Origin of the sequence: Vibrio tapetis subsp. quintayensis (genome assembly GCF_030409945.1) — a bacterium.
GTDB classification, from domain to species: Bacteria; Pseudomonadota; Gammaproteobacteria; order Enterobacterales; family Vibrionaceae; genus Vibrio; species Vibrio quintayensis.
In genome coordinates, this window is the sequence record NZ_JAUFQV010000028.1 from 419,498 (window position 1) to 444,947 (window position 25,450).

Annotated in this window: 24 protein-coding genes and 1 other RNA gene; 8 read left to right on the plus strand and 17 right to left on the minus strand. The window is 45.3% G+C overall.

The annotated features are described in order from the left end of the window. Positions 1-4: 4 nt before the first annotated feature. The gene (gene relA / locus QWZ04_RS15290) at positions 5-2,227 is read right to left on the minus strand and encodes a GTP diphosphokinase (RefSeq protein ID WP_290329113.1); all 2,223 of its coding nucleotides are present in this window, start codon (positions 2,225-2,227) and stop codon (positions 5-7) included. A 75-nt stretch (positions 2,228-2,302) separates the two neighbouring features. Beyond that, positions 2,303-3,619: a 23S rRNA (uracil(1939)-C(5))-methyltransferase RlmD gene (gene rlmD, locus QWZ04_RS15295; RefSeq protein ID WP_290329114.1), complete on the minus strand. Its 1,317-nt coding sequence runs from the start codon at positions 3,617-3,619 to the stop codon at positions 2,303-2,305. Positions 3,620-3,809: 190 nt separating this feature from the next. Here rlmD and barA point away from each other — a divergent pair, with 190 nt between their 5' ends. After that, positions 3,810-6,584 carry a two-component sensor histidine kinase BarA gene (barA, locus tag QWZ04_RS15300; protein WP_290329188.1) on the plus strand — a complete coding sequence of 925 codons (2,775 nt, stop codon included), beginning with the start codon at positions 3,810-3,812 and terminating at the stop codon, positions 6,582-6,584. A 138-nt stretch (positions 6,585-6,722) separates the two neighbouring features. Here barA and acpS read toward each other — a convergent pair whose 3' ends face one another. The 11 genes from acpS to rpoE form a co-directional block, all read right to left on the minus strand. Further along, positions 6,723-7,103, minus strand: coding sequence for a holo-ACP synthase (gene acpS / locus QWZ04_RS15305; RefSeq protein WP_290329115.1), 381 nt, complete (start codon positions 7,101-7,103; stop codon positions 6,723-6,725). Beyond that, positions 7,103-7,834, minus strand: a complete 732-nt coding sequence (gene pdxJ / locus QWZ04_RS15310) for a pyridoxine 5'-phosphate synthase (protein ID WP_290329117.1) — start codon at positions 7,832-7,834, stop codon at positions 7,103-7,105. Before pdxJ ends, acpS begins: the two co-directional genes overlap by 1 nt. Next, positions 7,831-8,550 (minus strand): DNA repair protein RecO, encoded by a 720-nt coding sequence (gene recO, locus QWZ04_RS15315; protein ID WP_102520989.1) that lies wholly within the window; start codon positions 8,548-8,550, stop codon positions 7,831-7,833. The genes pdxJ and recO overlap by 4 nt, the downstream gene beginning before the upstream one ends. Positions 8,551-8,610: 60 nt before the next feature. Continuing rightward, a complete protein-coding gene (era, locus tag QWZ04_RS15320) occupies positions 8,611-9,579 on the minus strand; it encodes a GTPase Era (protein WP_290329118.1) in 969 nt (322 codons plus the stop codon). After that, positions 9,572-10,249, minus strand: a complete 678-nt coding sequence (gene rnc, locus QWZ04_RS15325) for a ribonuclease III (RefSeq protein WP_290329119.1) — start codon at positions 10,247-10,249, stop codon at positions 9,572-9,574. Before rnc ends, era begins: the two co-directional genes overlap by 8 nt. 10 nt (positions 10,250-10,259) lie before the next feature. Further along, positions 10,260-11,159, minus strand: a complete 900-nt coding sequence (lepB, locus tag QWZ04_RS15330) for a signal peptidase I (RefSeq protein WP_290329121.1) — start codon at positions 11,157-11,159, stop codon at positions 10,260-10,262. Positions 11,160-11,273: 114 nt separating this feature from the next. Continuing rightward, positions 11,274-13,067 (minus strand): translation elongation factor 4, encoded by a 1,794-nt coding sequence (gene lepA, locus QWZ04_RS15335; protein WP_290329122.1) that lies wholly within the window; start codon positions 13,065-13,067, stop codon positions 11,274-11,276. Between the two features lie 91 nt (positions 13,068-13,158). Then, positions 13,159-13,662, minus strand: coding sequence for a SoxR reducing system RseC family protein (locus tag QWZ04_RS15340; RefSeq protein WP_290329123.1), 504 nt, complete (start codon positions 13,660-13,662; stop codon positions 13,159-13,161). Further along, a complete protein-coding gene (rseB, locus tag QWZ04_RS15345; RefSeq protein ID WP_290329124.1) occupies positions 13,659-14,657 on the minus strand; it encodes a sigma-E factor regulatory protein RseB in 999 nt (332 codons plus the stop codon). Before rseB ends, QWZ04_RS15340 begins: the two co-directional genes overlap by 4 nt. Further along, entirely contained in the window at positions 14,654-15,262 is a 609-nt protein-coding gene (locus QWZ04_RS15350) for an RseA family anti-sigma factor (protein WP_290329125.1), read from the minus strand. The genes rseB and QWZ04_RS15350 overlap by 4 nt, the downstream gene beginning before the upstream one ends. A gap of 12 nt (positions 15,263-15,274) precedes the next feature. Beyond that, positions 15,275-15,853, minus strand: a complete 579-nt coding sequence (gene rpoE / locus QWZ04_RS15355) for an RNA polymerase sigma factor RpoE (protein ID WP_290329126.1) — start codon at positions 15,851-15,853, stop codon at positions 15,275-15,277. A gap of 319 nt (positions 15,854-16,172) precedes the next feature. Here rpoE and nadB point away from each other — a divergent pair, with 319 nt between their 5' ends. Next, a complete protein-coding gene (gene nadB / locus QWZ04_RS15360; protein ID WP_290329127.1) occupies positions 16,173-17,783 on the plus strand; it encodes an L-aspartate oxidase in 1,611 nt (536 codons plus the stop codon). A gap of 510 nt (positions 17,784-18,293) precedes the next feature. On the opposite strand, the gene QWZ04_RS15365 is transcribed toward nadB, so the two are convergent. Beyond that, a complete protein-coding gene (locus QWZ04_RS15365) occupies positions 18,294-18,554 on the minus strand; it encodes an FAD assembly factor SdhE (RefSeq protein WP_102520979.1) in 261 nt (86 codons plus the stop codon). Between the two features lie 238 nt (positions 18,555-18,792). Here QWZ04_RS15365 and ygfZ point away from each other — a divergent pair, with 238 nt between their 5' ends. The 3 genes from ygfZ (at position 18,793) to QWZ04_RS15380 (ending at position 20,973) form a co-directional block, all read left to right on the plus strand. Beyond that, positions 18,793-19,761 (plus strand): tRNA-modifying protein YgfZ, encoded by a 969-nt coding sequence (gene ygfZ / locus QWZ04_RS15370; RefSeq protein ID WP_290329129.1) that lies wholly within the window; start codon positions 18,793-18,795, stop codon positions 19,759-19,761. Beyond that, positions 19,754-20,230 carry an aminoacyl-tRNA deacylase gene (locus QWZ04_RS15375; RefSeq protein ID WP_290329130.1) on the plus strand — a complete coding sequence of 159 codons (477 nt, stop codon included), beginning with the start codon at positions 19,754-19,756 and terminating at the stop codon, positions 20,228-20,230. Before ygfZ ends, QWZ04_RS15375 begins: the two co-directional genes overlap by 8 nt. Before the next feature lie 536 nt (positions 20,231-20,766). Continuing rightward, positions 20,767-20,973: a DUF1107 domain-containing protein gene (locus QWZ04_RS15380; RefSeq protein WP_290329131.1), complete on the plus strand. Its 207-nt coding sequence runs from the start codon at positions 20,767-20,769 to the stop codon at positions 20,971-20,973. A gap of 98 nt (positions 20,974-21,071) precedes the next feature. Here the strand turns inward: QWZ04_RS15380 and QWZ04_RS15385 are convergent, their stop codons facing one another. The 3 genes from QWZ04_RS15385 to QWZ04_RS15395 are packed head-to-tail and all read right to left on the minus strand — an operon-like array spanning position 21,072 to position 24,036. Then, positions 21,072-22,277, minus strand: coding sequence for an FAD-dependent 2-octaprenylphenol hydroxylase (locus tag QWZ04_RS15385; RefSeq protein WP_290329132.1), 1,206 nt, complete (start codon positions 22,275-22,277; stop codon positions 21,072-21,074). 1 nt (position 22,278) lies between these two features. After that, complete coding sequence (ubiH, locus tag QWZ04_RS15390; protein WP_290329133.1) at positions 22,279-23,457, minus strand: 2-octaprenyl-6-methoxyphenyl hydroxylase; 1,179 nt, start codon at positions 23,455-23,457, stop codon at positions 22,279-22,281. Between the two features lie 9 nt (positions 23,458-23,466). Continuing rightward, positions 23,467-24,036, minus strand: a complete 570-nt coding sequence (locus QWZ04_RS15395; RefSeq protein ID WP_290329134.1) for a YecA/YgfB family protein — start codon at positions 24,034-24,036, stop codon at positions 23,467-23,469. A gap of 247 nt (positions 24,037-24,283) precedes the next feature. On the opposite strand from QWZ04_RS15395, the gene zapA reads away from it, so the two are divergent. The 3 genes from zapA to QWZ04_RS15410 all read left to right on the plus strand — a co-directional run bounded on the left by zapA (position 24,284) and on the right by QWZ04_RS15410 (position 25,425). Beyond that, positions 24,284-24,589 (plus strand): cell division protein ZapA, encoded by a 306-nt coding sequence (gene zapA / locus QWZ04_RS15400; protein ID WP_290329135.1) that lies wholly within the window; start codon positions 24,284-24,286, stop codon positions 24,587-24,589. 1 nt (position 24,590) lies between these two features. After that, positions 24,591-24,773, plus strand: a non-coding RNA gene (ssrS, locus tag QWZ04_RS15405) — 6S RNA. A gap of 1 nt (position 24,774) precedes the next feature. Next, entirely contained in the window at positions 24,775-25,425 is a 651-nt protein-coding gene (locus QWZ04_RS15410) for a 5-formyltetrahydrofolate cyclo-ligase (protein WP_290329136.1), read from the plus strand. Positions 25,426-25,450: the final 25 nt, after the last annotated feature.

A 25,450-nucleotide genomic window follows, 5' to 3' on the forward strand; every position in this document is an offset into this window, starting at 1 on the left:
AAAGTTAGCCTAAACGCGTCACCGACATCACATCCTTAACTTGTTCAAGTCGTGTAATGACTCTTGAGAGAACTTCCACATTGGTGACTTCCAAGTTGAAATCCATCACCGACAGTTGGCGTTTATAGTCTATACGGCTGTTCATGCTCGACACTTTGACCTTTTCACTGGTGAACAAGGCGGTGATGTCTTTAAGTAGGCCGTTACGCTCTAGCGCTTCAACCCTTAGTGTCAAAATATAAGAACCCACAAAACCACTGCCCCAAACGGTATCAATGATACGCTCTGGTGCGTGCAAATTCAGTTCGCTTAGTTGTTCACAATCGCTACGGTGAACAGATATACCACGGCCTTGTGTGATATAGCCTTTGATTTGGTCACCAGGTATCGGCTGACAACAACGAGCAAGGTGCGTCATTAGGTTGTCGACTCCCTCAACGACAACGGCATCTTTGCGCGGGCGACTTTGTACTGTGGGTTTATCTTGTGACTCTTGCAGCTTCTCTAGCGCCTGTTGATCTTCTTCTTCCGCCGTCGGTTTGTTGACCAAGGCATTGATGTGATTAACCACTTGGTTAATACGAAGATCGCCGCTACCAATACCAGCAAACAGCTCATCAGGAGTATTGACGTTGAATCGCTTCAGCGCGTACTGCTCGGCATCTTTAAAGGTAGCACCAATTTTTGCCAATTCAGCTTCAAGAATATCACGACCCGCTTCGAGGTTTTTCTCTCGGCTTTGCGCTCTAAACCATGCGTTGATTTTTGCACGAGCACGGCCTGAATGTACAAAACCCAGTGATGGATTTAACCAATCACGAGATGGATTCGGCTCTTTTTGCGTAATAATTTCAACTTGGTCACCCATAGCCAATTTATGAGTAAACGGAACAATTCTGCCCGCGACTTTTGTACCAATGCAACGGTGACCGACCATTGAGTGAATATGATAGGCAAAATCGAGCGGCGTTGCGCCCATCGGTAAATCAACCACGTCGCCGCGAGGGGTAAAGGCATACACACGGTCATCAAATACTTGGCTGCGCAGCTCGTCGAGCATTTCGCCCGAGTCTGACATCTCTTCTTGCCAGTCGAGTAACTTACGTAACCAGGTGATTTTTTCGTCGTAACCAGAACGAGCCGTTGATGCCCCCTCTTTGTACTTCCAGTGGGCAGCAACGCCGAGTTCTGATTCTTCATGCATCTGCTTAGTACGAATTTGGATTTCGATTGTTTTGCCTTCAGGGCCCAAAATCACCGTGTGGATCGATTGATAGCCATTCGGCTTTGGGTTGGCCACATAGTCATCAAATTCGCTGGGTAGATGCTTGTATTTAGTATGCACCACACCTAAAGCGGCATAGCAGTCTTGTAGCTGGTCAGCAATAATGCGCACTGCTCGTACATCAAAAAGCTCATCGAATGCGAGGCTTTTCTTCTGCATTTTTCGCCAGATGCTGTAAATGTGCTTGGGCCTGCCACTCACTTCAGCATTGATGTTATAGGTGTCCATCTCTGACGAGAGATCGGTAACGAAGTCTTCGATGTATTGCTCACGAACAATTCGGCGCTCTGAAAGCTGCTTAGCGATTTGCTTGTAAGTCGACGATTGTTGATAACGAAATGCGTAATCTTCAATCTCCCACTTAAGTTGGCCTATGCCTAAACGGTTGGCCAATGGCGCATAAATGTTGGCACACTCTTTTGCCGCAGCTTGGCGCACTTCATCACTTTCATCTTTCACTTCACGCAGATTACAAATACGCTCAGCCAGTTTAATAACGACACAGCGGAAGTCATCAACCATCGCCAACAACATGCGACGCACATTATCGACTTGAGAGGAAGCTCCCGAACCGTCTAGTGTTGCGTTGAGTTGGCCGATCGCCGCCATTTCCTCGACACCATCAATCATTTTAACGATTTCATTGCCATGCTTCTCAGTGAGCAGTTCTCGGTCGTAAACCTTGGCAATAACTAAAGGAAATAACTGCGCAGCGATCAGTGTCGGCTTATCCATGGATAACGTAGTGAGAATCTCGATCATTTCCCGACCACGCCACAATAGCAGCTCAGCATCTTCATGCCCCTCTAGCAGCAATTCACACTGCTGGTAGACATCCACTAATTTACGGCTGGTTTTGCTGTCTTGATTTAAGCTGACAACCCAGTTTTCTAACTCAAACTCTGTATCTGTAGTTAAGTGCGCGCTGCGTACTGCGACCATGTTTCTTTCCTAGTTTCTAGCAACAGACTAATAGACCACTCCGGGCCTTATGGTTCCCTTATTTTACGGGATTTTTTATTTTTCAAACAGTGCCATGCTCTCTAAATGACTGGTATGAGGAAACATATCCAACATTGCGAGTTTTTTCAGTGTATAGCCCTGTTGTAACAGGCTCTGACTGTCGCGAGCAAGGGTAGCAGGATTGCACGATACATACACCACGGCTTTGGCGCCTAGCGATGAAATCTGTTCAACAATGCCAGCCGCACCTCCTCTCGCGGGATCAAGTAAGACTTTATCGAAATGACTTTTAGCCCATACGGCTTGAGTCATGTCTTGTTCTAAATCTGCTTGGTAAAAATGTGCGTTTTCAATCTGATTTAACTGGGCATTGTGAGTGGCACGTTGCACCATTTCATCTATCCCTTCAACGCCGACCACTTCTTTGCTTTGTTTTGCCAAAGGCAAGCTGAAGTTACCGATACCACAAAACAGATCCAGTACTCGCTCATCGGTCTTTACGTCTAACCAATTAAGCGCTTGCTCCACCATCGATTGATTAACGGCTTGGTTAACTTGAACAAAATTATTCGGCGCAAACGACAAAGGCAAACCCACTTCTTGGTAATACGGTTCGTCACCACAGATAGGGTCTAGCTGCCCTGCTTCTGGCATCATATACAGTGTTAATTCGTGCTGTTCGGCAAACTCGACTAGCGATTGATGTTCTTGCGCTTTCAAGTCCGCTAAGTGCCTCAGTACAAGCACAACGCCACTATCTGCTAACACCAACTCAAGGTGGCCGAGCTTATCAATCGGTTTAAACCCACTTAATAATTGCTCTAGCTTAGGCAGTAACACGTTTAACTCAGGGGCCAGTACCATACAGTCGGTAACCGTCACGATTTGCTTGCTCATTTTTTGTCTAAAACCAAACATGAACTGATTGGTTTTCTTATCTCGCTGCATGCTAATACGAGCACGGCGACGATAGCCTTCGGCGCGAGAAATGATAGAATCGGTTAACCCGATGGACTCACCAGCAAACTTTCCCATCAACTGAGTCAGGGCTTGTTGCTTGTTTGCCACTTGCGCCTCGTGTGCCAAATGCTGCATGTTACAGCCCCCACACTCGTTGTAGTAACGACAAGGCGCTTCTACCCGTTGCTCACTGGCGGTTTTCATTTTGATGAGCTTAGCTTTAGCGTATTTACTTTTTTGTTCAGTAAATTGAATCACTACCTCTTCACCAGGTAAAACACCCTCGATAAACACCGGTTTTTTATTAACAAAGGCCATCCCAGCGCCGTGATGATCCAACTTTGTTACGGTAACCTGTTGGTGTTTTGTATTAATTTTTGTATTTTTAGTCGGCTTATAGAAGCGGGCCATAGTTATTTGCCTATTTGCTCAAGTGCTTTTCAGAGTATTTTTCTATGGTATCGGCGTTTTCTCCGATAGAGTCACTATTTGACACCAGAGAGATTGTCGAATAATACAGACTTTATTAAGCTAGCGGCTTATTTCTATGATTATACTTGTCTGTACGAGTATTTTCCCATATCCAGACAGTAATGAGAACATGACCCGATACGGCTTAAGAGCGCGCGTGATCACTTTAACCTTAGCGCCAACCCTAATTATTGGTCTGCTGCTGAGTGCTTTCTTCACTTCAAATCGCTATAACGACTTAGAAAATCAGCTAATTTCGACCGGCCAAAGCATCATAGAACCTTTGGCCATCGCCAGTGAATATGGCATGACTCAGCAAAGTCGTGAAGCCGTTCGCCGCCTAATTAGTTACGCCCATCGTAAAAACTCTCAAATAGTACGCAGTATTGCGGTATTTGATACCAACCATGAGCTATTTGTTACCTCGAACTTCCACCCTAATTTTGCGTCATTAACGTTCGATAAAACACGGCCTATTCCACTGCTAAGTACCATTGAGCTGATCGACACCGATCTCATCATTCGCACTCCCATTTTAGCAGAGGGTCAGTTTTCTTCACCACAAGGTGGCAAAACTGAACTGAACCAAGCATTAGGCTACATTGCGATCGAGCTGGATCTTTCCGCTTTGCGCCTCCAGCAGTACCAAGAGATCTTTGCCGCGCTTCTGGTGTTGATCTTAGGTCTTGGTTTATCCGGTTTATTTGCTTATCGCTTAATGCAAGATGTCACTCTTCCGATCACACACATGAAGAACATGGTGGATAGAATTCGCCGAGGCCATTTGGACGTGCGGATTGAGGGAAAAATGCACGGCGAGCTCGATGCGCTAAAGAACGGTATCAATGCGATGGCGATGTCGCTGTCGGAATACCATGTAGAGATGCAGCACAGTATCGACCAAGCAACATCGGATTTACGTGAAACCCTAGAACAGCTAGAAATACAAAACGTTGAATTGGATATTGCGAAGAAACGCGCTCAAGAAGCGGCACGAGTGAAGTCAGAGTTCTTGGCCAACATGTCCCATGAACTGCGAACACCGCTAAATGGTGTGATTGGCTTTACCCGTCAAATGCTTAAAACACGCCTATCTCCTAGCCAAGAAGATTACTTGGTTACCATCGAGCGCTCTGCCAATAACTTACTCAGCATTATTAACGATATCTTGGATTTCTCTAAACTTGAAGCCGGTAAACTTGCACTAGAGAACATCCCATTTGAATTCCAAGAATGTCTTGAAGAAGTGGCTGCATTGCAAGCGACAGGTGCGCACGAGAAAGGCTTAGAGCTTACGTTGAAAGTCGACCCTAAAGTACCTGCCGGCGTAGTTGGCGATCCATTGCGTATTCAACAAATTCTGACCAACTTGGTGGGTAACTCCATCAAATTTACAGAGCGCGGTAACATTGATATTAGCGTTGAATTACGCTCACAAAAAGACGACATCATCGAATTGCAGTTTATGGTGAGAGATACCGGTATTGGTATTTCGGAACGTCAGCAGTCTCAGCTTTTCCAAGCGTTTAGCCAAGCAGACGCCAGTATTTCCCGCCGCTATGGTGGCACAGGGCTTGGCCTTGTCATCACTCAGAAACTGGTTGGACAAATGGGGGGAGAAATCAGCTTAACCAGCCGATTGCATCAGGGTTCAACGTTCTGGTTTACGTTGCGTTTGGCCGCTAGCGATCTACCAATGACACACGATATCGATCTAAGCCAATTCCAACAAAAACGTTTACTGCTGGTTGAACCAAACATGCAGGCCGCTTCTGTCATTCAACAGCAATTAAGCCAGCAAGGCTTTATCGTTAACTACCGTTCGAGTATGCCAGAAAGCATTGAAGCCCATGACTATGCTTTACTGAACTTATCGCCTAACCAAAAATACGACAGCAATACCATTGATAAGTGGCTAAAACAAGCCCAAAGCATCGCGCCGCAAGTGGTGGTTGGCTTACCAAGTAACGAACTGGCGCTTGCGGAGCGCTTAGTCGCGAATAACAACGTTCAGTGCATTACCAAGCCGATTTCTCGCCGTAAGCTGCTTAATAGCTTAGCGAAAGATCAGCCTGATGCCATTATGTATGAAGCGGCTATCGAGCCAACGTCTACTCGACTGCCACTTAAAATCATGGCCGTTGACGACAACCGAGCTAACCTCAAATTAATTTCAGCGCTACTGTCGGAGCGTGTAGAAGAAGTGGTAACGTGCTCCAATGGTGAAGAAGCGGTTCAGGCCGCGTTGGAACAAAGTTTTGATATGATCTTGATGGACATCCAAATGCCGAAAATGGATGGAGTAACCGCCTGCCAAGAAATTAAAAAGATTGAGTTGAATTCGCACACCCCCATCATAGCGGTCACCGCACACGCCATGGTTGGAGAGCGCGACCGATTACTCAAAGCTGGCATGGATGATTACCTAACCAAACCAATTGAAGAACACATTTTACAGCAAGTATTGGTTCACTGGAGCCCACAAATTATTGAACATCAGGTTGATCGCGTCGATCTATCCACCGTGGCTGAAGTTGCGAGTGCACCAGATATGCCTACCGATGTGATCATCGATTGGCAGCAAGCGTTGAAACAAGCCGCAAACAAAGAAGATCTCGCCAAAGAAATGCTGCAGATGCTGGTGGAATATATTCAAGAGGTCGAAGTGTTTGTTGAGCAAATACTAAATTCAGAGCAAAGCGACAGCGATCAATTGATCCATCATATCCACAAACTGCACGGCAGTTGCTCCTACAGCGGCGTTCCAAGATTAAAGCAATTATGCGCTGTCATTGAGAAATCACTGCGTTCTGGTGATGCCATCGAGGATGTGGAACCTGAGCTATTTGAACTTCAAGACGAAATGGAAAAAGTCATGGCAAGTGCTAAACCTTACCTAGAATAGCACCCGGGCATCATAACAAGAACACTGCCACTGCCCATGGCACGAAAAAAGAAAAGCCCGCCGATATCACTATCAGCGGGCTTTTTGAATCTATTTTAACTATTACTTTTACCGTCAAATTCACTTTCTAGCACCGAGCTAGCTTTCGAGAATGACCGTAGCGACTGAGTAATGACGTTCATCGGAGATAGAAAGATGACTGCTCGTCACCCCCATCTCTAATGCCAACTCTTGAGCTTTGTTTTGTAACGTCAAACAAGGCTTGCCTCTGTCATCGTTTGAAATGACAAAATCATGAAATGTCACACCACAAGCGATACCTGTGCCTAGCGCCTTAGAGGCCGCCTCTTTAGCGGCAAATCGTTTGGCCAAAAAGCGACCTTGTTGCTTCAGTTGACTGAATTGCTCATATTCCGAATCGGTTAAAATACGCTTGGCAAAGGCGTCTCCGCTTCTTGCTAACGCTTTTTCAACTCGTTCAATTTCAGCTATGTCAGTACCTAGCCCCAAAATAGCCATTAACGACGTGCTTGTTCCAATACGGCTTTCATATCTGCTACCGCTTTGCCTAAGCCATCAAACAATGAACGACCAATAATGGAGTGGCCAATGTTAAGCTCAAAAATCTCAGGTAAGGCCGCAATCGGTGCTGCGTTATGATAAGTCAAACCATGACCAGCATTCACTTTGATGCCAAGGCTGTCAGCGTAGCTTGCACCAGCAGCAATTTTTTTCAGCTCATCATTTTGATCAACTTCGTTTTCAGCATCAGCATATTGACCAGTATGAAGTTCAATGTACGGTGCACCACACGCTTTTGAAGCGTCAATCTGAGCGCGGTCAGCGTCAATAAACAAAGAGACATTAATACCAGCGGCGGTCAGCTTTTCTGTCGCAGCTTTAATCTTGTCCAGTTGACCGACGACATCTAAGCCACCTTCTGTTGTTAGCTCTTCACGCTTTTCAGGCACTAAACAAACAAACTCAGGCTGAGTTTTAAGAGCAATCTCGACCATTTCATCGGTGACGGCCATCTCTAAGTTCATACGTGTCTGTATGGTTTCTTTTAGAATGCGTACATCGCGATCAGTAATATGACGGCGATCTTCACGTAAATGAATGGTAATGCCGTCCGCGCCTGCACGCTCTGCAACTTCAGCTGCATGGACAGGATCTGGGTACTTAGTGCCGCGTGCATTTCGCAATGTGGCTACGTGATCAATATTGACGCCTAAAAGGATTGAGCTCATTTTCCAATACTCCGTGCTCGTAGAACTGGGATAAACAGTTCTCGACTTTTTAATGGTTTACCGCCTAAAAACGGCTTTAATGCAATTCTGGTAAAGCGCTTTGCCGCTTTAAGCTGCTGTTGAGTCAAAAAGCGGCGTTCACTGATAGCAATCAGTTCATCGCCTAGAAAGGTGAGATTATCGTTTCTAACGCTCGCAATAAACCCCTTCTGCTCACGATAACGATAAGTCATAGTCGGATCAATAGCTTCGCCCGTTCCGGCGCAATGTAAAAAATCGACGCCGTAGCCTAATGCTGACAATAGCGCCAGCTCAAATCGACGTAAACCTGGCTCTGGATTGTCGTTTTGAGCAAGTTCAGTGAGTGCTTGCAGGTAGTCGTGAAATAGGGCTGGATACGGGGTTTCGTTTTCAATCACACGGCCAATTAGCTCGTTTACATACATGGCGGAATAGAGGTTAATGCCCGAGATAGGCAAACCTAAGCTGATAGGCTCTGCCTGCCTGAGCGTCCGCATAGAGCCTTTGCCAGACCATTTCATCAACAATGGGGTGAATGGCTGTAAAGCACCTTTCAAGTTCGAACGCTTGCCTCGCGCTCCTTTTGCCATGACAGACACGCGACCGTACTCTTCGCTGAACACATCGAGTATTAGGCTGGTTTCACTGTAAGGGCGGCGATGTAAAACAAAGCAACGCTGTAGTCCATCTGACATGTGTTTTCCAAATACAACAAAGGGAGTCGAAACTCCCTTTGAAATTATTGATGGTGCCGATTATAAATCGTCAATGTAACCTAAGCTACGCAGTGCGCGTTCGTCATCTGCCCAACCTGATTTCACTTTCACCCAAGTTTCTAGGTACACTTTGCGTTCGAATAGTTCTTCCATATCCAGACGAGCTTCACGGCCGATGATTTTTATTTTCTCACCACCTTTACCGATCACCATTTTCTTCTGACCAAGACGCTCAACTAAGATAAGCGCATTGATATGAAAACCATCAGTTTCTGGGTTGTAGTCAAAACGCTCAACCTCAACCGTTACTGAATATGGCAGTTCTTCACCGGTAAATCGCATCAGCTTTTCACGGACAATTTCAGACGCCATAAAACGCTGAGAACGGTCTGTCACATATTCTTCAGGGAAATGATGCGTTGCTTTCGGCAAATGTGCACGAACATGCTTACGTAAAACGTCGATGTTAGTATCATGCTTTGCTGAAATTGGCACAACATCAACGAAGTCCATTTTTTCAGTCAGTGCTTGCATGTGCATCATTACGTCGTTACGGTCTTTAACGTTATCGACTTTATTCATGCACAGCACTACGGGGAAATTGGCTTTGTTTAACTTGTTAAGCACCATTTCATCGTCAGCAGTCCAATGCGTACCATCAACTAAGAACAACACTAAGTTCACATCACTTAGTGAGCTGTTTGCAGCGCGGTTCATCAAACGGTTAATTGCACGTTTTTCTTCTATATGCAGGCCTGGGGTATCAACAAAGATTGCTTGATAGTCACCTTCTGTCTCAACACCCATAATACGGTGACGAGTGGTTTGCGGCTTACGTGAAGTAATTGAAATCTTCTGACCAAGCAGTTGGTTTAGCAAGGTTGATTTGCCCACATTAGGGCGACCAACGATTGCTACAAAACCACAATGCTGATTTTCTGGATCAGTACTTTTTCCTTCACCAGACGCAAAGTACGCATCCAAATCGAATTCGTTATTATCAGACATCTGTCAATAATCCTAATGCCAATTCAGCGGCCGACTGTTCTGCCTTGCGACGACTGCTGCCTTTACCTATTACAGGCTCATCTGAACCTGCCACTTCACACGCAACCGTAAACTCTTGGTTATGTGCTTCACCTTTAATCTTAGTCACTTCGTAGACAGGAAGCGGCTTTCTTCGGCCCTGTAAAAACTCTTGTAGACGAGTTTTAGGATCTTTTTGCGAAATACCCGGCTCAATGGCATCTAAGCGGGTCTTGTACCACGCTAAAATGACTTGGCGAATCGTCTCGCTATCACTGTCTAAGTATATTGCGCCAATAATGGCTTCGACTGCATCAGCCAAAATTGAATCACGACGGAATCCGCCACTTTTCAGCTCGCCTGGACCTAATTTTAAGTCGTCTCCAAGTTGAAATTCACGGCCTAATTCAGCCAGTGTTTTTCCACGCACAAGTGTTGCGCGCATGCGGCTCATATCACCTTCGTTTACTTTAGGGAAACGGTGATAGAGGTCATCTGCAATGACAAAACTTAAAATTGAATCGCCCAGAAACTCAAGACGCTCGTTATGTTTACTATTGGCACTACGGTGTGTTAGTGCCAAATCTAGGTGATCGGTATCATTGAACTGATAACCGATCCTTCTTTGTAGTTTCGCTATTGGAGTAGTCATACTCTCTCTATTAATTAATGCCACCGATGCGATTAAAGCGTACATCAGTAGGGATCCAAGACGGTAATACGCTGCTTGGGTCTCGTTCAAATTCAAAGCTGATCCAAATACCGACCGCCTTGCCGACTAAATTGCCTTCAGGGACAAAACCCCAGTAACGGCTGTCTGCACTGTTGTCACGGTTATCACCCATAACAAAGTACTGACCTTTAGGTACTACCCATTCTGAAACACCTGGACGAGGCTGATAACGATCAACCTGATCTCGTGCTAATGGATGCACCAAAATTTGATGTTCTTGTTCACCAAGCTGCTCATTCATTTGAATCAGCGGAATGCCATTTTGAACAAACGGACTCTCTTTTACATTGTTCATTGGAACGGGCTTACAGCTATTTTCACCTGCAGACTGAATACATAGTTCCTTGCTAGCATTATATTTCACTGTATCGCCTGGCAAACCAACAACACGCTTGATGTAATCAATGTTTGGCTGAGGTGGGTATTTAAACACCACGGCGTCACCACGCTCTGGCTTACCCGTTTCAACCAATTGTGTACGCCACACAGGGTCTTTAAGACCATATGCGTATTTCTCTACCAAGATAAAATCACCAACAAGTAGCGTTGGCATCATCGAGCTAGATGGAATTTGAAATGGTTCGTACACAAATGAGCGAAGCACCAATACAAACGCAATCACAGGAAATATAGAAACGCTATTTTCAATCCACCAAGGCTGAGCAACTACTTTCGCTTGAGTTGCAGCATCAAGACCGTTTGCGGTTTGCGCTTCAACTTGCCCTAACGCTTGTTGGCGTTTCTTTGCCCATACCCATTTCTCTAGTGCCCAAACAATGCCAGTAACCAAAGTTACGATCACTAGGATGAGTGAAAATGTATTAGCCATTAAAATCCCTTTGCGGTTGAAATTTGGGTTGAATCAATAAAACAAGAAAGGGCAACTAAGTACCCTTTCCTTGATTGGTTATTTATTGGAGCCTTGAGCCAAGATTAAGTTCTATTAATCTTTACCTACGTGCAAGATTGCTAAAAAGGCTTCTTGAGGCAGTTCAACGTTACCGATCTGCTTCATACGCTTCTTACCTTCTTTCTGCTTCTTAAGCAGTTTCTTCTTACGACTGATATCGCCGCCGTAACATTTTGCGATTACGTTTTTACGCAATTGCTTCACAGTCGAGCGCGCAATAATGTGGTTACCAATTGCTGCTTGAATCGCGATATCAAACATTTGACGAGGAATGAACTCTTTCATCTTCTCAACCAATAGACGACCACGTGATTGTGCGATGTCTTTGTGAGTGATGATAGCCAGCGCATCTACCTTGTCGCCGTTCAGTAGAACGTCAACACGAACCATGCTTGATTCTTGGTAGTGGTGGAAGTTGTAATCTAATGACGCATAGCCACGAGACGTTGACTTCAAACGGTCGAAGAAATCCAATACGACTTCAGCCATAGGCAAGTCGTAAGTAATCGCTACTTGGTTTCCGTGGTAAACCATGTCTACCTGCACACCGCGTTTTTCTACACATAGGGTAATAACGCTACCTAGGTAATCCGACGGCACTAAGATATTACAGCGAGCAATCGGCTCACGAATTTCTTCTAAATCGTTAACCGCTGGTAGTTTAGCAGGGCTATCTACATACAGAGTTTCGCCGTCTGTTTTCACGACTTCGTACACTACGGTTGGCGCTGTCGTGATCAGGTCTAGATCGTATTCACGCTCTAAACGCTCTTGGATGATCTCCATGTGGAGCATACCCAAGAAACCACAACGGAAACCAAAACCAAGCGCCGCTGAGCTTTCTGGCTCGTAAAACAACGAGGCATCATTCAGGCTCAATTTGCCCAAAGCGTCACGGAAGTTTTCGTAGTCGTCAGATGATACAGGGAACAGCCCCGCATAAACCTGTGGCTTCACTTTCTGGAAACCTGGTAATGGCTCATCACAGCCATCTTTTGCAAGTGTAATGGTGTCACCTACTGGCGCACCTAGGATGTCTTTAATACCACAAACAACCCAGCCAACTTCGCCAGTGTTTAGTTCCGTTGTATCAATTTGTTTTGGTGTAAAGATACCAAGACGATCAACGCCCCATACCTGACCAGTACTCATCATTTTAATCTTAGCGTTTTTCTTTAGTGAGCCATTCTTAACTCGAACCAAAGAGACAACACCGAGATAGTTATCAAACCATGAGTCGATAATCAGTGCTTGTAACGGCGCTTCAGGGTCACCTTCAGGTGCAGGAATTGCTGATACGATGTTTTCTAGAACATCATCAACGCCTAAGCCTGTTTTTGCTGAGCAACGGGTCGCTTCCATTGCGTCGATACCAACAATTTCTTCGATCTCTTCTGCAACACGCTCAGGATCGGCTGCTGGTAAATCGATCTTGTTTAAGATTGGCACAACCTCAAGATCCATTTCGATAGCAGTGTAGCAGTTCGCCAATGTCTGAGCTTCTACGCCCTGACCGGCATCAACAACAAGCAATGCACCTTCACACGCCGCTAGAGAGCGAGAAACTTCGTACGAGAAGTCGACATGTCCTGGAGTATCGATAAAGTTAAGCTGGTAGGTTTCACCATCTTTGGCTTTGTAATCTAGGGTTACACTTTGTGCTTTAATGGTAATACCGCGCTCACGCTCGATATCCATAGAGTCAAGGACCTGTACGTCCATTTCACGCTCACTCAATCCACCACAAACTTGGATTAAACGGTCAGAAAGGGTCGACTTACCGTGGTCGATGTGGGCAATAATCGAAAAATTACGAATGTTTTTCATAGGTATGGGGTGACTTAACTCTTACAAAATGGATAGGAGAAACGCCAAAATTTGCTGGCATTTCGATCAAGTTGGCCGATTCTACCGAATTTCAGGCGTTGTCGCTATCATCAAATGTAGCAATTCCTTTCAAAGGTTGCCCCATAATCCGGATTAACGTGACTTTTTCAACCGATTGGTGCTCATTTTTCTGAGTCCAATGTCGAGCTAGCATGGAACCAATGACACCAAAGGCAAAGGATAACAAAATGATAATGCCTTCGCCGCCGCCCAACATTGGAGCGAGCCAAAGCTGGCCAATCGCCGCACCGAGCATCAAAAAAAACAATGGAAATAAATAGACAACGGCTGCGGATTGCAAAAGTTGCTTTTCAGGAAGGCCTATTTCAACCACTTGACCAGATTCAACCTTAGCGGACGTCTCAAGCCACCATGTATGACTCTTATTGCCAACCGCTTTAGAGACAATGCCCGTTCCACAGCTTTTTTGCGAGGAACAGTGTGAGCAACTGGTTTGTTGCTCACAGCTGAGCTCGGCTCGAAAACCATGTACCGTTGGTTCAACAGAAGCAACGGTCGCCAGTGCGGTCATCATGGCGTTGCGACCGCTTTGTTATCAAGACCGGTAGATTTTGGACCACTGACATCATCCATTCTTACCGACAGCGCAATGCGCTTAGCCGTGGAAGGTGGTATGTCGCCGACCACGGACACTTCTTTATCATTGACGACAAAAGAATGCAGCGTACGCCTGCCTTGACGAACCAGTTGCCCTTTTAATGACATGGCGTCTTTTTCTGCAACATACACAGAGAAACTAAACAGGCCATCGGTGAACATTTGGCTTTCAACGATTTTATCCGTTATCGCCATTCGATAGCGATTCATATTATTCGCTTTGAAACCATCAGGTACCCAAGTGACTTTCCAGAATGAATCCGTTTTGGCTGCTTCTGGTAAGGTTAAGATTTCTGGTAACTGAATGTCATTTAGGCCCGACATATGCTCGAAGATTTTATCATTCACTGCGTAAGAGATTGTGCGGTATTGTTCTAACACCTCACCATCACGATCAACAAGATCGGCTCGCAATGGTAAGTAACTGCGTTCATCCACCCACAAGACGTAAGAATAACGCTCACCGTCTTTAGGCACGATACGGATCACTTGGCTTGGTGAGCCAGCCTCACGAGCACGGCCTAACTTAACGAAATCATAATAATCGCTCAGCTTAGTGATATCCGTCTTTAGCATTGGAATGATCGGTGCGACCATCTCTCCAGACTCGATTGAAAACGGATCAACGCCCGGCTCAATGTAACTGACTTCATCACCGCGACGAATCACTTCTCGATTAGGCCCGCTCAAATAAACCAAGTGCGCTAAGTGTAAATCGTCTTTTTTAGCATGACGATATAACAAAGGCTCAATGCTGTTCTTTTTGATCAGAATATACGAGAGTTCATAGTTTAAATGCTGACTAGCTTCGTTCATTTGATGCAACAAAGCCTCGGCAGAAGCTTCTTCTGCCGAGGCTGAGTAACTGACCAAACTGAACAGTGCTAGTGCACTGATCAGAGTTTTTTTCATTCTACTACCGGTTCTAGATTATTCGCTTCGTCATCAATAGCTTTACTATTTAGACGTAACTGAAGGTTGTAATCCTGTAATAAAGCGTTCACGCGGCGGCGTTGCTCCATCAATTGGGCTTCAGAAGATGAAGACTGAGCGCTGTTTGCCGTTAAACTTACAGGCTCTGCGCTACCCGTAAATGGGATAGTTTGCAGTACAGGCAATTCAGCTTGAGCAGGATCACCTTCTACACCACCATACTGTTGAACACCAAGTATAACCGCAAGAGAAACACACGCTGCCATTGCGACTTGGCCAAACTGTGACAGCCAACTAGGCATTGCTCTGCGAGCTTCCCTTGGTGTTGGTTGCGCTTCAACCACTGGGGTTGGATTAATATGGTGCGCAGGCTCATCTTCAAGTGCTAAAGCAACTTTGCCGGCAATGTCCCAATCAGCATTTACAGGATTTTCACCCCGCATAACATCACCAATTAAGTGATAGTTCTGCCAAGACTTCTGACCTTCTGCATCGTGCGCCAATTCTGCAAGCAGAGCTTGGTCGACACTTTCTCCATCCATGAGAGCCGAAAGCTTTTCTTTGTCAGCCATTATTTTCACCATTTCATTCACTGGTTAGTGCGCAATAAGAGGTTTGATTTTCTTCTCAACCGCTTCTCGAGCACGGAATATTCGGGAACGTACTGTGCCTACTGGACAATCCATTACTTCAGCTATTTCTTCGTAGCTAAGGCCGTCCAGTTCTCGCAATGTCATTGCCGTTTTTAGGTCTTCAGGTAGTGTTTCAATCGCGTCAAACACAACGTTCTGCAATTCTTTGGACAACGTTAAGTTCTCAGGGTTCGATATTTCTTTTAACGCACTGCCTGATTCGTAATATTCTGCTTCTTCAGCATCTAAGTCCGTTGCTGGCGGTCTACGACTTTGGGCAACGATATAATTTTTAGCCGTATTGACGGCAATCCGATAGAGCCAAGTATAAAAAGCACTTTCACCCCTAAAATTAGGAATGGCACGATACGCTTTAATAAACGCCTCTTGTGCTACATCTTGTACGTCTCCGGAGTTGCTCACATAGCGAGAAATTAGATTGCAAACTTTGTTTTGATATTTAATCACCAAAAGGTTAAACGCCTGCTTATCTCCTCGCTGAACTCGCTCTATCAATACTTGATCAGTTAGCTGCTCGCTCATTCGAGCGTGTACTCCTATAGTTATTAACCCTCACCTTTACAGGGATAGGCTAAAATCTGCCAATTATAGTATTGACACCACCGCTTACATGAGCACTATTGTGACTCATTGGTAGAAAAAAAGTTCAATGCTTTGTGTTTTTTTTACCAATTTTCTGTCGCAATGTGATGTATCCTGCAGTGTAGCGACTCAGTCGGGCGTAGAAAACAAATAAAAAAACGTCATCACCATTGAGTGGATAAAGGGATTAGCAGTTTGCTAATGACGTAAATAGAGGCCGTTAGTTGGCTCTAGGATATTCTGGGATTTTGAAAGTTATATGAACATACACCGTGAACATCAATGTGATGTGTTAGTGGTTGGTAGTGGTGCCGCGGGTTTATCACTCGCGTTACGTGTTGCACCACATGGTAAAGTTATTGTACTTAGCAAGGGACCTCGCAGCGAAGGGGCCACCTTTTACGCACAAGGTGGTATCGCCGCTGTATTCGACGAATCTGACAGTATTGAATCTCACGTAGAAGATACTCAAATTGCTGGTGGCGGCCTATGCGAAGAAGACACCGTGACCTTCATTGCTCAAAACGCAAAGAAATGCGTTCAGTGGCTCATTGACGGCGGAGTGCCATTTGATCGCGAGGATGACGACTCTGATGACAGCCCTCGCTATCACTTAACTCGTGAGGGCGGACATAGCCATCGTCGTATTCTGCACGCAGCAGATGCCACAGGCATGGCCATGCAAACGTCGCTACAAGACAACGTTCACAATCACCCAAACATTGATATTTTTGAACGTCACAATGCATTAGATTTGATCACCGAAGACAAAGTCGGTGGCGATGCCAATAAAGTGGTCGGAGCCTATATTTGGAACCGCGACAGAGAGCACGTTGAAACTGTACGAGCTAAATTTGTTGTGCTTGCCACAGGCGGAGCATCAAAAGTTTACCAGTACACGTCGAACCCTGACGTTTCATCTGGTGATGGTATCGCTATGGCGTGGCGTGCAGGTTGCCGAGTTGCAAACTTGGAATTCAATCAGTTCCACCCAACATGCTTATTCCATCCTGAAGCTCGAAACTTTCTATTAACGGAAGCCTTGCGTGGTGAAGGTGCTTATCTTCGTCGCCCCGACGGCTCTCGCTTTATGCCCGATTTCGATGAACGAGAAGAACTGGCACCTAGGGATGTGGTCGCTCGAGCCATTGACTTTGAAATGAAAAGACTGGGTGCAGATTGCATGTACCTAGACATTAGCCACAAGCCGGCAGAATTCATTACCAAGCACTTCCCGACTATTCATATGCGCCTGCAAGATTTAGGCATTGATATGACCAAAGAGCCGATTCCAATTGTTCCGGCAGCGCACTACACCTGTGGTGGTGTGATGGTCAATCAACAAGGTAAAACAGATTTAAGCCAGCTTTATGCCATTGGTGAGGTGAGCTACACCGGGCTTCATGGCGCTAACCGCATGGCGTCGAACTCTTTGCTTGAGTGTGTCGTTTACGCATGGTCTGCAGCCAAAGACATCGTTAAACACATCAAAGATGCCGAACTACCCCCTAGCTTACCTCATTGGGATGAAAGTCAGGTGAATTGCTCTGATGAAGAAGTCGTGATCCAACATAACTGGCATGAGTTACGTCTGTTTATGTGGGATTACATGGGCATTGTTCGCACTGATAAGCGCCTTGAACGCGCATTGCGTCGCATCCAACTGCTGCAACAAGAAACCAATGAGTATTACAGCACGTTCCGAGTATCTAACAACTTGCTTGAGCTGCGAAACTTATTGCAAGTTGCCGAGTTAATGGTGAAATGTGCAATGCAACGTAAAGAAAGTAGAGGGTTACATTACACGTTGGACTACCCTGAACTTGCCGAAAACAGCCAGCCGACCATTCTCGTTCCAAGTAAGAAATAAACTTGCAGCTTTAAAGTGGGATAATTCGGTAACCATTCTGGTAACGTGACAAAAAGGGCGCTGAGCGCTCTTTTTTTCGCCCATGCATCCCACACTTGCATTCACTAATAGTGATGAGCTCGCTAATTCACGCATTCATCACTGTGTTCTAATTGTTGCAAAAGATACAACAGTCGACGGTATTGCGGTTCTTCGCATTGATCTCGCCAGATGAAAATACGCCCATGTTCACGAGTCTGTATAACGACAAACAATGCAAATAACAATCGCCAACTTCGTGTGATTTTGTCGTTGCTACGATTAATGGCTATGTCACCATTTAAAGTACAAGCAACTAAGCGTGATGTTTGGGATGGATAAAGGAGAGCCAAATTGCGAGAATTAAAAACAACACAACATAGAGATAGTGTGGCTGCGGTCGGTAGCCAAGAAGTGCATAACGCCCACACAATGATCGCGGCGGTAAAACTGCGAATTATGCAGGCGTGATAAGACGTCGTTAATCGAAAACTAACGGACCTTGCTGAGGTTATGAGCAACAATTTTATCTACCATAGAGGCATGCCCTAGATTTTCACTGCGTCCGTGCCCCATGACCCAAGTGAATAGATCTGGGTCATCGCATTCCAACAAAGAAACAAAGTCGTTTTTCTCTTGCTCGGTCAATGCTTCAAAACATTCATCAAAGAATGGCATCATAACTACGTCTAATTCTAGCATTCCGCGGCGACAGCCCCATTTAACGCGTGCTTTTGCTTCTGGCGTGTACATGGATACTCCTCAATAAGAATCAATAAATTCACCAAAAAATACCTTGTAGGCATCGTATCTATTGGCGTTATGTCATTGTGAAAGCAGTTTAGCAAGAGCCAATGCTTACAACCACTAAGCAAGTCACAGACTCCAGCCCGGAATAACTTTTATTGATGAGAAAAAGCACAAACACTGACAAATCGTAACAGACCGTTTACCATAACTGCATAAGACAAAGAACTTAGGTAGCCTCAATATGAATTGGCAACAATCGCTCAAGCAACACGCCCACACTTCAACTCAAGCATTACCGCCACTGGTTATATGCCCGTTAACCTCTTGGTCGGCAATTACCATGGTTGGCGATGACAAAAAATCCTACCTACAAGGTCAGGTCACTTGTGATGTTGTCTCTCTAGAAGCGAACCAGTCCACATTGGGGGCTCACTGTGATGCAAAAGGGAAAATGTGGAGCATCTTCCGTCTATTCCATCATCTTGATGGCTACGCCCTGATTACTCGTGCGAACGCTTTTGAGACCGCGCTGAATGAAATAAAAAAATACGCGGTTTTTTCCAAAGTCGACATCAAAAAAAGTGACGATATGTTACTCGGTGTGATGGGTGAAAATGCCAAACAGTGGCTCAGTAGCTTTGTAAACACCGAAGAAAACGTGGCCGCATTTGAAGGTGGCACCGCAGTCAAGATCGACGACAAACGATGGTTACTCGCGGTTACCCCAACTCATTCAGACGCTATTATTGCTAATAGTCCCGTTGAGTTAAGTAACGATAGTATTTGGGACTGGGCAGAAATTGAGTCTGGCTTGCCAAGTATCTCTGCCACTCAACAGAACCAACACATCCCACAGGCGCTTAACCTACAAGCTCTAGGCGGGATCAGTTTTACCAAAGGATGCTACACAGGCCAAGAAACCGTCGCGCGAGCAAAGTATCGTGGCATGAACAAGCGAGCATTGTTTAAGGTAACGGGCGAGCTATCTGCAGAATTGCCTGCAGAAGCCACTCTAGAGCGCGCTGTCGGTGAAAACTGGCGTAATGCTGGCTCTCTTATTGTTCAGTACCAGTTTGACGACAATAAAGCCTGTGGCCTCATCGTCTTACCGAAAGACATCGAGCTCGATACGGCACTACGCTTAACTGACCAACCAGAAACTCGTTGGAAAATTCAAGCTCTACCCTACTCTTTGGAAGAAGATGAGTAATACCGCTACCTCTATAACTCAATATCTTGAAAAAAAGCAGGTGAGTTATCGCCTGCTTCCCCACAAAACGCCAGCCACCAGCATTGAAGACGCCGCTTTACAAAGAAAATGCCGTCCAGAGCAAATGGTAAAATCCATTTTACTTAGAGATATGGGCAATCAATATGCTTTGGCTTGCGTGCCAGGCAATAGGCAGGTTGACCCCAAAAAAGTTCGAGCGGAACTTAATTGCAGACGAATGACTTGCGTAAGTTCTAATGAGTTGCTAGAAATCACCGGTTACGAAGTGGGTTGTGTGGCTCCGATAACACTGTCTACTCAAATGCCGATTGTGTTTGATTTCGAGCTATTAAAACAGAACGAAGTCACTATTAGCAGTGGTTCGAACATGGCTGGTATCGCGCTCAAGCTAGAAGACCTATTAGCACTTTGCTCCCCCGTCATATCGAATATCGTCCGAGATCTATAGTTTAGAATGTAACAGCCATGATGTTACACCCTAAACTTGACAACGACCTCATATAACAACCAAAGATAATATATATTTATACGATATTAATGAATAATTAGTCATCAATATACTTTTCATGTAATGTACTTCCTGCCGCTAATGTTGATTCGGCCCTTTTAATACGGGCGTTCGATCTACTAGGCGGTAAAAGTGAATCCACTTTTTGTGTAATACATCTGTGACTATTTGCCCGACATTCTCAATGCGGGCTTTTTTTTATTTTTGTTACAATGAAACTAAATCCTTTCTAACTTGGTCTACTCTTATAATCGACGCAAATACATGCGCATGAGTCACTGATTATTTTTTAATCTTTCGTCCGTGTTAAATGAGGAACCAGTCACATAAAGTAGGGATTTGTATTGGGTAAATGATAATCCCAGCACAATTCGCCAACTGAAATCAAAAATACTGCATTTTACCCCAGTCCAGTCACAATATTGTCACGGTAGATTTCTTATAATTTGTCGCGCTAGAAGAATAAGGATAAAGGTATGAGACTGTTTAAGCGCTACACGCCTGGCATGATAGCTAAACACATAAGTCGGCTTTTTAAAGGTAGAATTTATATCTACGGAATAGGGAAATTCGAGTTCGATAACGGTAAACTGATTTTGCCTGCAAAGGCAGAGAAACGTCACTTTCAGACCGTGAACGAAGTAAACCAAGAGATATCTCGATTGAAATGTGCTTATGCATAAAAATTGAGTATTTACACTAAATTAAGGCTTTGCTAATAATATAAGAATTTATACAGGGTTGATGCTTGCATCAGCCCTGTTTTATTTCAACCTACTGGCTACCTAGCAATATCCGGTAACTGCCCTTTCAGGCCAAGCGCTCTCTCCATTATGAGGTTTTTTGCGCCCGGTAACTTGTCAGCAACCGACATCCCCACACCACGAAGCAATTTCTTAGCCGGATTATCCCCAGCAAACAAATCCCTGAAGCCTTGCATTGACGTTATCATTTTTGCAGCTTCCGCCTTACGCCAACGTTCGAATGGCCTTAGGTTTCGTTTCAAGCCGATATCTTGGCCTTCTTGCCATAGCCTTGTGACTTCTTGTGCCAAGCTTGCTGCATCCAACAAGCCAAGATTCACACCTTGCCCTGCTAATGGATGTATCGTGTGCGCAGCATCACCTATAAGTGCGACACGATCCTTAGCAAAGTCTCGTGCATAACGCATTTTTAATGGGAAAGCTTGACGCTCTCCTTTTACTTCACACAACCCCAATCGAAGATCGAACACGGCAGAAAGAGCTTTATTGAACTCTTTGTCCGACATGGCCATGAGCGCATCTGCTTGCTTTGGCTCTGTTGACCAAACAATAGAACTCATATTAGCGTCTTGCATCGGTAAAAATGCCAACGGCCCTTGCGGGGTGAAGATTTGTCTTGCGGTATAATGATGCGGCAGCTCAGTTTTAATGTTGGCAACCAGCGCATGGTGACCATAGTCCCAATGGGTTAATGGTATGTCTTGTTGCTGACGTAACCATGAGTGTGCACCATCCGCTCCCACCACTAACTTAGCCGTGAGGGCTTGGCCAGAATCTAGTGTTATCCACGCTTCGCTCTCACCGACAACAACAGACTGACACTTCTGAGGAGCAAATAACGTCACGTTATCCAGTTGTTTGATTCGATCCAGTAAGGAAAGCTGAATGACACGGTTTTCAACAATGTGCCCCAAATTAGGCTGCGATAAGTGGTTGGCATGAAAATCGATAGAGGCAAAGCTGTCTTTATCCCACACTTCCATCGCGACATATGGGCTAGCGCGGCGCTGCTCTATTCCTGACCAAGCACCAACACTTCTCAACACCTGCTCACTTGAGCGGCTCAATGCCGACACTCGAATATCCGGCAATTCATTCAATTCACTACTTGGCAGTTTGCCCTCGACAATCGCAACTCGCAGTTCCGTTTTTGCCAGTGCAGCCGCCAGTGTCAAACCCACCATGCCACCACCGACGATCGCAATATCAAAACTCTGCATCATATTATCTCTCTACTAACCCCATGGTTCTGCGTAATAGCGGTGTTCTAACAAGTGAAACGTTATCCATCAACATAAGGCCTAAGTTACGTCCAATACGCATGGCTGGATAATCATTGGAAAACAAGTGAACCAGCCCGGCCGTTAATGAAATAGTCTGCTCTCTGTCTGAATTACGACGTTGTGCATAACGGCTGAGAAGTCGATATTCACCAATATCTTGACCTGCTTTAGCAATTTCTTGCGCCAACGTTGCGACATCACGGATTCCGAGGTTAAACCCTTGACCTGCAATTGGATGAAGCGTTTGTGCCGCATTACCAATCACCGCAACTCGATGAGAAATAAACTGATCTCGGGTACGAAGTAGCAATGGATAGCTCGTCCGAGAACCTGCTAAAGTAAATTTGCCAAGCCTCCAGCCAAACGCGCTCTGAAGCTCAACTAAAAACTGGCTGTCAGATAAAGACAGCACTTTGTTAGCTTCGTCAGAAGACAAACACCAAACCAACGATAATCGCCCTTCAGACATCGGCAGCAGAGCCAACGGACCTGACTCAGTAAACCGTTCGAAGGCACGCCCTTCATGCGCTTGTTCAGCCGTAATATTCGCAATAACGGCAACCTGCCCAAAATCTTGTTCCGTTTGCTTTAAGCCAATTTCATCACAACAAACAGACTGTGTACCATCCGCTGCCACCAACAGTGGAGCTTGGATAGTTTCGCCGCTCGATAACAACAAGGAAACCGACATTGCATCACGCTCAATCGACGTCACTGAAGCTGGGCATAAAAAGTCGATATTAGCCGCTTGTTGCAATTTTTCGTGATAAATTCGGCCAGTATCAGCCAATTCAACCACGTAACCCAATGCTTCGATTCCCATTTCATTGGCGTCCATATCGGTCATTCCAGCATGACCGCGATCGGAAACGTGAATATGGTTTATCGCCACCGCATAAGGCTTAATAGCCGACCACAACTGCATGTTTTTAAGTAACTCTACCGTGCCATATGAAAGCGCTATCGACCGAGAATCATAGCCAGGGTGCTCATCATGTTGAGCTAAAAATGGCTCAACCACCGCGATTGAAAGTGTCTCTTGGCAATACGCGTTAAGAGCCAGTGCCAGCGTCGCTCCAGCCATTGCGCCACCAGCGATAACGATGTCGTAACGTTTCATATTATTCCATTAATGAAGAGTCGGTTTAGTTTCGATGGTCTGCTTGCTACCAAGAGCGAGATGAATCGTCATCACGCACGCTTTTACGTGTTCGATCACTTGCTCAAGTAAGACAGCTTGCTCGGCCATATCGTCGTCTTCATCAATGCCAAGCTTGGCGATCTCTTCTAAATCACGCAGTGCCTCTTTAACATCTTCTTCTGTTTTATTTAACTGAGCATCGATTAAACCTAGTCCTGAGATAAAGTGGTTAACCCAGTCTGACAGACTATCGGCCAATGTCACCAAGTCAGCTCCCTCTTCAGCCACAAGTAACGTCAATTCAAAATCACTACTCAATAGCTCTGCGCTGGTTGACTTAACCATATTTTCAGCCATTGCCAGTGACGTCATTGGCCAACCCATGCCGTCGTTGGTGTAATCGTATAACAGTGTTTGCCATGTGCTTGCACTTATCTCAAGCCCACCACTGACCATCCCAGTTAACAAGCCATGCAATTCCGCTGGCGTCACTGCAATTTGTGCTGACTTTAGTTCATTTTCAAGTGCCTGATAGGTCGGCAAAGATATTTTACTCATATGCAAAAGATTCACTGATAGATAATAATTACAGCAATGCTATCATTTCAGCCTGCCAGCGAAAATGCTCTAGGTGAGTATTCTGCGCAGCAATGCGTCAATTTGCTGCTTTCGTAGCTAGTTAGTCACTCAATTGAGCAAAGCGTGAGTGAAAAGCTTGAATCTTAGAGAGGCATTACCTATAGTTTCCCTCTCGGCGGCATACACGTAGTCAGGCTGTCTTCGTAACATGAAAGAGTTTATTTGAATGAGTAATCAAGCTGTTGAAGTTGAAATTTTAGGTAAGTTAACCCGTGTAAACTGTCCTCCCGGTGAAGAAGAGTCACTGATCAAGGCAGCACAAGACCTAGATACTCGTTTGAAAGACATGACTGAGCGAACAAAAGTCAACAACGTTGAAAAACTGCTGACGATTGCCGCACTTAATATTTGCTATGAATTGCAAGTATCAAAAGAAAAAGCCGATGGAAAGTCGAGCCAAATTACCGAGCGCATGGAATCGCTTGCAGCGTCACTTGATGGGGCGTTAAAACAGCTAGGACAGCAAAAATAATTTTACCCTGGGGTGTTTGTCAGAGGACTAAGTCCCCGAGCCGATAAGCAATCCTTAAGGGTTAGTATTTAGTTGCTATTGAGCATGCTCGGCTTGTACCGAGAAGCCTACGGTAATCATTGCTGACCCGCCTTGAACGAACTGGTTCAAGGGTCATTGTTCTCAACGGCACTCTGGGGTACCTCATGCAACAAACACCGCTTAATTCATCGACAACGCAATCACAGCCAGAACAACACCAACTCGCTTATCGAAAGCAACTGCGTCAATCCATTAGAACCAAGCGTCAAGCCCTTACTTCGGTACAACAGCAGCAAGCTTCACAGCAGCTTCTCAAACAAGTATCCCAACTTCCGGCACTGATAACAGCTAAAAACGTCGCTATCTATTTGGCCGCCGATGGTGAAATAGATCCAATGCCGAGCATTCAATGGCTTTGGCAACATGGATACCAAGTCTGCTTGCCGGTGATCCACCCTTTTTCAAAAGGCCAGTTGTTATTTCTGAAATATCAGCCGGATACCGCAATGGTGCTCAATCGCTATCAAATCCAGGAGCCTAAGCTTGCCGCATGCGATATTGTGCCCGTCAACGACATCGACATCATATTCACGCCGTTAGTCGCCTTTGATGCCCATGGTCAACGAATGGGAATGGGCGGCGGATATTATGACCGAACTCTTGCCCCTTGGCTTGATCATAACCCAAATGCCATCGCTATAGGCCTTGCCCATGACTGCCAACAAGTGACTAAGTTAACTTGCGAAACCTGGGACGTACCACTTCCCATTATTTTGACACCAAGCCACACTTGGCAATGGGAATCTAAAGAGTAACAGGCTATAATCGCGCCGTTTTTAG